General features: G+C 32.0%; 2 protein-coding genes. Both read left to right on the forward strand.

Annotated elements, in window-relative coordinates; all coding sequences use genetic code 11:
* The first annotated feature begins 171 nt into the window (after positions 1 to 171).
* Complete coding sequence (locus CQA53_RS11555) at positions 172 to 867, forward strand: hypothetical protein (RefSeq protein WP_115544031.1); 696 nt, start codon at positions 172 to 174, stop codon at positions 865 to 867.
* Positions 860 to 1,149: hypothetical protein (locus tag CQA53_RS11560; protein WP_147290060.1), on the forward strand; the 290-nt coding region annotated here is incomplete at its 3' end. The genes CQA53_RS11555 and CQA53_RS11560, both read left to right, overlap by 8 nt.

Raw genomic sequence — 1,149 nt, forward strand, 5'->3', positions numbered from 1 at the left:
AAATACAAAGACTTAGAAGTAGAGATAGATTCTAAAGGGAATATTGTGCGTTGGATTGGAGAGATAAATAGGTAGGTAGATGAATCCCAAGTGGGAGATATGATGTAAAGTGGCATAATGGAAGTCTTAACAATGTGCTGAAGCTTCATAATGGCTAAAGGAGCTATTTAAATGAAAAATACATTACTATCTTTAAGCATATTTCTTATTATCATCGCAGTTATTAGTAGCATAAATCTAGCACTTTTCTATCAGCAGTGGAATCTTATGCTCTTATGTATAGAGTTTATAAAATCGCTTGCTTTGTTTAGTGTGGCATATATAGGATTTAGACTAATTAAGCGACTTTGTAAGCAAAATTTAAAAACAGCTTGTGTAGATTCCAATAAAAAGCATTTTATGCTAAAAATATTTTTGTATTGCATTGCAGTTTGTATTTGTGCGATTGTTACTGCCATACTCATCAAGCATCCTAGTGTAAGTTTTGCGTTTGATGTATTTTTGATTGAAGTAATAATACTTGTGCTATCTCTTAGTCTTTGGATACTTTTTTATATGTTAGGAGATTACAAGAAGACATTTTGGTTATTCAATTATGCGATAAGTGCGTGTATATCTGCTTTAATTTTAAATTTTGTCATAGCAAACTATCTAGGTGGTGATTCAGGTGGATTCCTGCGAGAACTCAATAGCGAAGTTGGAATCTATGAATATGACTACTTTCGTGGTTACTTTTTTTCATTGTGGCTATGTAGTGTTTTGGGGCTTGCTCCTCCATTTATACTGCTTAACACAAGCTTTATGGCAATAATATATATGTTATCTCATTATGCTAAAATACTCTCACAAAGGAGTAAAAATGGTTGAATATGTAATTTCTATGAAAGGTGGTTTTTGCAACGCCGATGCGGATTTGGTTGAGTGTTATAAGTTAGACAATGAATACAAAGACACTCCTTTTGATGAATTGCCACAGAATCTTCAATGTATATCAAAAAATAGAGATAAATTCCCAAAAGTTACTGATAGAATTAAATTCAAAGGCACTCTTCGTATTGCTTGGAGCTATGATATGAAGTATAATAAACATATAGATTTAATCTTTTTTCCTGAAGAAAATCCTTATCTCAACTATGCCTATCTCTATGC

The organism is Helicobacter didelphidarum (assembly GCF_003364195.1).
Lineage (GTDB): Bacteria > Campylobacterota > Campylobacteria > Campylobacterales > Helicobacteraceae > Helicobacter_A > Helicobacter_A didelphidarum.